Source organism: Rhodothermales bacterium (assembly GCA_034439735.1).
In the GTDB taxonomy this organism is placed as follows: domain Bacteria; phylum Bacteroidota; class Rhodothermia; order Rhodothermales; family JAHQVL01; genus JAWKNW01.
In genome coordinates this window covers 1-6,930 of record JAWXAX010000101.1, presented here as the reverse complement: position 1 = coordinate 6,930, position 6,930 = coordinate 1, and the positions used below count along the sequence as shown (strand labels likewise).

Annotated in this window: 8 protein-coding genes; 5 read left to right on the top strand and 3 right to left on the bottom strand. The window is 59.6% G+C overall.

The genetic code is table 11. The features are described 5' to 3' along the window. The 3 genes from SH809_08295 to SH809_08285 all read right to left on the bottom strand — a co-directional run. Positions 1-1,113: right-handed parallel beta-helix repeat-containing protein (locus SH809_08295; protein MDZ4699688.1), on the bottom strand; the 1,113-nt coding region annotated here is incomplete at its 3' end. 210 nt (positions 1,114-1,323) lie between these two features. After that, on the bottom strand, positions 1,324-2,415 hold the full coding sequence (locus SH809_08290; protein MDZ4699687.1) for a T9SS type A sorting domain-containing protein: 1,092 nt from the start codon (positions 2,413-2,415) through the stop codon (positions 1,324-1,326). A gap of 392 nt (positions 2,416-2,807) precedes the next feature. Next, positions 2,808-3,404: a protoglobin domain-containing protein gene (locus SH809_08285; protein ID MDZ4699686.1), complete on the bottom strand. Its 597-nt coding sequence runs from the start codon at positions 3,402-3,404 to the stop codon at positions 2,808-2,810. Positions 3,405-3,504: 100 nt separating this feature from the next. Here SH809_08285 and SH809_08280 point away from each other — a divergent pair, with 100 nt between their 5' ends. The 5 genes from SH809_08280 (at position 3,505) to SH809_08260 (ending at position 6,546) form a co-directional block, all read left to right on the top strand. Then, positions 3,505-3,867, top strand: coding sequence for a winged helix-turn-helix transcriptional regulator (locus SH809_08280; GenBank protein MDZ4699685.1), 363 nt, complete (start codon positions 3,505-3,507; stop codon positions 3,865-3,867). A gap of 72 nt (positions 3,868-3,939) precedes the next feature. Continuing rightward, on the top strand, positions 3,940-4,209 hold the full coding sequence (locus tag SH809_08275) for a hypothetical protein (GenBank protein ID MDZ4699684.1): 270 nt from the start codon (positions 3,940-3,942) through the stop codon (positions 4,207-4,209). 106 nt (positions 4,210-4,315) lie between these two features. Beyond that, the gene (locus tag SH809_08270; GenBank protein MDZ4699683.1) at positions 4,316-5,425 is read left to right on the top strand and encodes a hypothetical protein; all 1,110 of its coding nucleotides are present in this window, start codon (positions 4,316-4,318) and stop codon (positions 5,423-5,425) included. 77 nt (positions 5,426-5,502) lie between these two features. Continuing rightward, a complete protein-coding gene (locus SH809_08265) occupies positions 5,503-5,730 on the top strand; it encodes a DUF433 domain-containing protein (protein MDZ4699682.1) in 228 nt (75 codons plus the stop codon). 486 nt (positions 5,731-6,216) lie between these two features. Then, the gene (locus SH809_08260; protein MDZ4699681.1) at positions 6,217-6,546 is read left to right on the top strand and encodes a hypothetical protein; all 330 of its coding nucleotides are present in this window, start codon (positions 6,217-6,219) and stop codon (positions 6,544-6,546) included. The last annotated feature ends 384 nt before the right edge of the window (positions 6,547-6,930 follow it).

Genomic DNA, 6,930 nt, shown 5'->3' with positions numbered 1-6,930 from the left:
GCCGGCCACGCGCGGCCAGCCGGCGAAATCCACCTGCGGGGCAGAGATCGACTGATACGTCAGCACGCCCGCATCAACGGCAATCGAGGAATCGATAAGATGGAAATCGAACCCTGCCGCATCGACAAAAAGTCCAGCTGTCGTCGAAGCGGTGATGTTGGACGCCCCATCGATCGCGTTGCCGCCCTCCTCGTCGGCGATGGGGTTGCCGCTTACGATCAGGTTGTTGAACACCCCATTGCGGGTCGCGCCGTCGTTGATCCGGATGCCGGCCATGCGCGGCTCGATGATTGTGTTGTTCACGACGATGGCGTCGGTGGTCGGCTTGCCGCAACCGGGTTCATCGACCAGGTGGATGCCGGCCGCTCCCGCGGGTCCGCGCCGGTTTTCGTAGATGAGGTTATTCTGGATACGGACGCCCGGCGCGCTGATGATGCTGAGGCCTTTGGCGCCGTTGTCGTACACCGTGTTTCCTTCGATCAATCCGCCGTCGAGCGTGCCATCCCCGCCGGCGTAACAGTCGCCGTTAAACTGGATGCCGTTGACGGTATTCCCGTAGGAGACATTTCCGGCAACGGTCGCGTTGTCGGCCGGCCCATCGCTGTTGCTGATGTAGATACCGTGTTCGTCGGCCGAGCCGAAGGTGGTATTAGCAATCACCCGGATGTCCCGCGCGAAGCCCGAAAATATCCCCCATTTCCCGTTGGGTCCCACGGTGTTGCCCCGCACGGTCACCCGCTCCGCGTTGACGACGCGAATGCCAGCCCGAGGCGCATCGCGCACGACAAAGCCAGCGACGACGATATCGTCGTTGTTTTCGATGTTGATGTTATCGAGCCCCGAGTAGCTGCCGGCGATGTTGACGACCACGTTGTCTCCATCCGCCCAGAACACGATCCCGTCGTGCTGGCTGTTAAAGCCTGTGTAATGCCCGTTGATGACGTTCACCGTATCGCCGGGGGTGTTGGCCTCGTCGGCGGCGTGTTGGAGGGTGGCCCAGGGGCTGCCGGCCGTGCCCGGGTTGGCGTCGGAGCCCGAGGGAGCGACGTGGTAAGTGGTTTGCGCCGCGGCCGGCGTGGCGAGGAGTAGCAGATAGCCAATGAGCAGTCGCATGGCGGTGTGGGGTGGGTATTGTACAGGATGATCCAGTCCTAAAACGCCACCCACTTTTATGCCAGTCCGCCCAAACGATGAAATTCGAGGCCGGAGGGTACGAAATTCCTCCGGGAGGTGTCTATGGGGATATAGGCTATCGGTCGACGCCGCGCGCAGACCCGAAGGGTTTTAAAAACCCTTCGGGTCTTGCCGACAGAAAGTGCCGCGTCAATCGATGCGCGACACCCGCTGCGTGTACAGGAAATTTTCCCCTTGCAGGCGCACCAGGTAGGTGCCCGCGGGCAGCGATGCGCCGGATAACGTAAACGGTTGCTCGCCGGCCTGCACAGGCCCGTCATGGACGACCTCCACGAGCCGGCCGAGCACATCGTACACCGTTATCCGCGCGTGTTGCGGCCGGTCGAGTTCGACGGTGATGGTCGCGTCCGTCGTAAACGGATTCGGGTACACGGAGGAAATCCGATACGCTGTCGGCTGCTCTGTTTCCACGGACGTAGGCACCCCACAGGGCACCTCACCCAGCTGAAAAACCGTGCCTGAAGTGCTGGACACCCAGGCTTCTTGCACGGCGCAGTCCAGCGCGATGCCGCTGAGTGAACCCACTCCAGCAGGAAGCTCGTGGAGCTGTACGAATTCGCCGACGGGGGTGTACTCCGCGATGTCGGACTCGACGCTGCTCACCACAAACAGATTGCCTGTCACGCCCGACACATCCATGTCGCCAAACGACACGCTGAAATCGGCCTCGACGCTAAACGTGTGCAGCGTGTCCCCGGTGACGGGGTCGACCTCCGCGATACGGTTGCGGACCGTCGCGGCCGGCACGTTGTCCTGCACCAGAAAGAGCGTCTGACGCGCCGTGTGGTAGGCGCCGCCCACCACGTGGTCATTTCCAAAGCCCGCTACGAGGGTATCGATGACGACACCGGTGGCTTTGTCGATCGCATATACTTCCGCCACGCCCGACTCCCCGTTAACGAAGAGCAACGTGTTAGCCGGCAGCGTCGAGTCCGCCAGCACAAACGAAGCTGGCGTGATCAGCACATCGACATCATTGGCCGATTCGCCGGGGCGCGGCACAGAGCCGGCCGCCTCTCCAGTCGCCGAATAGGCCAACACATCGTTGCCAAAACACGGGTATACCCAGATGGTCCCGGTGTCGGCTTCGCGGGCGAGACCACACAAACTGCCCTGGCCCGATACGGCGAATGACCCCAGGTTGGCGATCTGGGCCTCGGCCGGGCCAGACAACCCGATGAACAGGAGGCACATGACGAGGAATGGTACGCTTCGCTTCATAGGGAGTCACGAATTGGAGACAGAGATGCAGGAAATTCGATATCGCCGCTGATCGAGGTGCCTCGAGTCGCGTGGCAGCAAATATACGATTTCTTATTCTGGCACCGCTTGGGCTGGGTGAAAACATGTCCAGCGAAAAGATGATCTCTCCTTATGCCGGCCCCGGGGCATCTCGTACGACGAAGCCAGTGACGACATCGATCTTCATTGTTTTCGATCGTCATGCCGGAATGCCACCCTCCAGCATGCCAGTTCGGCAAGTAAATGAAATATCATGTTGGAGGGTACGAAATCCCTCCGGGATGTGTCTATGGGGATATAGGCTTTCGGTAAACGCCGCGCGCAGACCCGAAGGGTTTCCAAAACCCTTCGGGTCTCGTCCGAATTACAGATCAGAAATCACCCGCTTTCACGTACGGATAACTCCACAACGTCACCTGTAGCAGGCAGGATTTGAGCCAGGCATTGTACATCCCCTCCACGTCCTGCGGTGAATGCCCTTTTGCAGCCAGGAAAGGCCGAAGCGTGAAGGTCACAGGGAATATGAGCGCAAACAGATCCCGAAACGGCACAATGTCGGTCGACGCGGCCCCGTCGGTTGTATTCTTTTTGGTCCGGTGATGCCGCAGCCCGATTTCGTGCTGGTAATCGAGCCACCGCTGATCGTACTCCGCCTTCGCCGTATCCAGGATCCATTGTCCGAAACGCGCTCGCACCCGCGCCAGGTAGTCGCCCAGGGGCTGGCCGTCCTTCTTGCCGGTGAACGAAGCCAGCAGGTGGGGCTGAGAGCCGACGAAGCCGTACCACACGTCGAGGATGGCCTCGACCTGATCCTTTACGACGCCGTGGGAAAGGCGGAGAAGACGGATATCGTTCTCATCGAAAAGAACGCTCTTTTTCATCAGTTCGAAGTCAGCCGGCGTCACCGGCGAACGAGGAACCGCTCCTATTGCGTAGGTGTACCCGGGAATATCGATCGTCGTTGGCATGTGTTGCACCTGATAGATTCGTGGTGTCGTGAAGTGCAAGAGGCTACGACGAGTCTCAAGTTCCCTTCAAGAATGCACCTGTTTATCAGGCACTTACCAGATGGTACACTCTGAAGCTCGGACGAAGGGTCAGACCGCTGCTTCACTAGAACAGAAGCAGTCCGTCGCCGGTATGCTCGAAGCCATTCTCGGCTGCAAGTGGTCTGTGCAACTACTGGGGCTCATCGAAGGAGGGACGGCGAGGCCCAGCGCCCTTCAGCGCGCCTGCCCGGGATTATCCGCCAAGGTGATGAACGAGCGGTTGCGGAAGCTGACTGGGTATGACATCGTGCGACGTGATGTGCTTGGAGATAAACCTCCGGTTGAAGTGACCTATACCCTCTCGACGTTTGGCCTCCGGTTCACGGCTCTCCTGAGCGAAGTACGCAGGCTACAGGATGAGCTGGACGAAACGTCGCGCTGACGTACGCTCGCCTGGTGTCCTAAAATGTAGAAAGATTGTCGCGACACCTATTTTGCACATATATTCGCAAGTATGACTTCTCTTGCCTTCACCCCAAACCTGCTCCGGCATGTGGACGTGCCGGCGGCTAGGATCGCCGGCGCCACCGTACGCGAGGTGCTGGAGAGTTACTTTGCATCCAACCCCCGCGTACGACGCTATGTACTGGATGACCAGGGGGCCCTACGCAAACACGTCGCGATATTTCTGAACCAGGAACTCATCCACGACCGCATCGGCCTCAACGACCCCGTCGGCGAATCCGCCGATATCTACGTGGCCCAGGCCCTTTCGGGCGGCTGATTCCAGCCGCGGTTAAAGGTGCAAGGTTCAAGGTTGAAGGTTTAAGGCGTGTCCACCTGAGACCTTCAACCTTGAACCTTTAGCTTCTTAAGCCTTAGACCCTCTAATGAGCACCTCCCTTCTCGTCGGTACCCGCAAGGGCCTCTTCCGCATCGAGCGCTCCAACGGACGCTGGACGATTGCTAACAGCTGGTTCCTAGGCGACCCGGTGACGATGGTGCTCCCCGAGGCCGGCGGAAAACGTATCCATGCGGCCCTCGGCACGGGGCACTTTGGCGTCAAGCTCCGGCGCTCGGAGGACGGGGGAAAGACGTGGGACGAGGCGCCGGCGCCGGCCTATCCGCCGAAACCCGAGGGGTTTGTGGATAAAGATCCCATGCGGGGCATTGACGTGCCCTGGAGCTCCTTCCTCATCTGGGGTCTCGAACAGGGCGGACTTCCGGGCGAACTCTGGTACAGCGACATCCCGGGCGGTCTCTTCCGCTCGACGGATGGCGGCGAGAACTGGACGATGATCCGCTCGCTATGGGACGACCCCCGCCGGCAGAAATGGATGGGCGGCGGGTACGACTTCGCCGGCATCCACTCGATCCTCGTCGACCCCCGCGACCCGAAACACGTCACCATCGCTGTGTCGTGCGGTGGCGTATGGGCAACTCGGGACTCCGGCGCAAGCTGGGAGCTGATCGGGACAAAAGGCCTCCGCAACGCCTACATGCCACCCGAGATGGCCGGGGACCCGATCTCCCAGGACCCACACCGCGTCGTTCAGTCGCCGTCCAATCCGGACCGCATGTGGATGCAGCACCACAACGGCATCTTCGTCAGCGACGACGCCGGTTTGTCGTGGCGCGAACTGGAGGACGTCCAGCCCAGCAACTTCGGCTTCGGCGTGGCCGTCCACCCCACCGACCCGGACATGGCCTGGTTCGTACCGGGGATCAAAGACGAGACCCGCATCCCCGTCGATGGCAAACTGGTCGTCACCCGCACACGCGACGGGGGCAAAACCGTCGAGTCCCTCTCCCGCGGCCTGCCGCAGGAACTCGCGTACGACCTCGTCTACCGCCACTGCCTGGAGATTTCGCCCGACGCCGGCCACCTCGCCTTCGGCAGCACCACCGGCTCGCTCTGGATCAGCGACAACCTCGGGGATTCCTGGCAGACGATCAGCACACACCTGCCGCCGGTACTCTGCGTGCGGTTTGAGAACTAAACAACCCCCGGTTAAGCGGCCAGGATCTTTAAGAATTCCATGCGTAACTTGTCTAAACATTGGCCTGCATACCTGCTATGAACTCACCATCCTGGAAAAATTACATCGATAGCTCTCCCGAAGTGCTGCGAGGGAAACCGTGTATTGCGGGTAGTCGCATTCCCGTTGGGCTCATACTGGGCTATCTGGCGGATAAATACACTATACCGCAGATTATGGCGGAATTTCCGGATCTCACCGAGGAGCACATCGTCGCCTGCTTGAGCTACGCACGAGATCTCGCGTCCTTTGAGTTAGCCGCCTGATGGAGCTCAGGTTTTTCGCCGATCATTGTGTACCGGCTTCTGCCACACGAACCCTGCGCGAGGCCGGACACACCGTTCTTGTATTACGGGAGCATCTGCCACAAAATGCTCCTGATCCGATGGTTATACAAAAAGCACAATTGGAGGAAGCAATCCTTCTGACATGAAATGGTGATTTCTCTGATATTGTCGCCTACCCTCCCTCCCTTTTCCTTGGAATCGTAGCTTTCCAACTGAAGAATCAACCCGCAGTCATTCCGGCAATCGTTGAACGCTTTCTCGATTTCGTTCAAACGCATGACAAAATGAGCGACTTTGCCGGATGTCTCTTTCTGGTAGAGCCTCATCGCATACGGATTCGCCGCTAGTCCCTCTCATATTGAACTGATCGCTGCCTTCTCATCGGTTCTTGATAACCAGCACCCAATCCTGCCCCCGCCCGGTCGTCGGCGGCGTGAAGGTCTGAATACCCCGGGTGTCCGAAGTGTGGATAGCATACGTGACGCCGCCGACCCGGACATGGCCTGGTTTGTCCCGGGTGTGAAGGACGAGACCCGCATCCCGGTCGACGGCAAACTGGTCGTCACCCGCACCCGCGACGGCGGCAAAACCGTCGAGTCCCTCTCCCGCGGCCTGCCGCAGGAGCCGGCGTACGACCTCGTCTACCGCCACTGCCTGGAGATTTCGCCCGACGCCGGCCACCTCGCCTTCGGCAGCACCACCGGCTCCCTCTGGGTCAGCGACAACCTCGGGGATTCCTGGGAGACGATCAGCACACACCTGCCGCCGGTACTGTGCGTGCGGTTTGAGGCGTAACCCGGCCTACGGCTTAAAAAGGTACGCGCAGCGGTTCTTCGCCTCCCTTATTAACTATATCACAGCAGCGCCGCTACTCCTGGCTCGTTACGCGGTATAATCGCGCGCGCCGAGTGCGTTTACGATACCTCGAGAGGGGGACACTATGCTCTATAGCGCACCAGGCACATCTTGCGCCTCAATAACCCCAGGGTTGCTCGACCAAATAGGTCCAATATCGACGCGACGCACTATGAGCGAAACCCGTTGCAGCATCGAACCGTGTGAATAGAGGAAGCAAACCTTTAAGTATCATCACGGTAAATCCGTTGAATGCCTGCGACGACCGTTCAAGGTTAGAGGCTGAGGGAAGCCACATTAAACCTTGAGAAACTGTTGAGATGT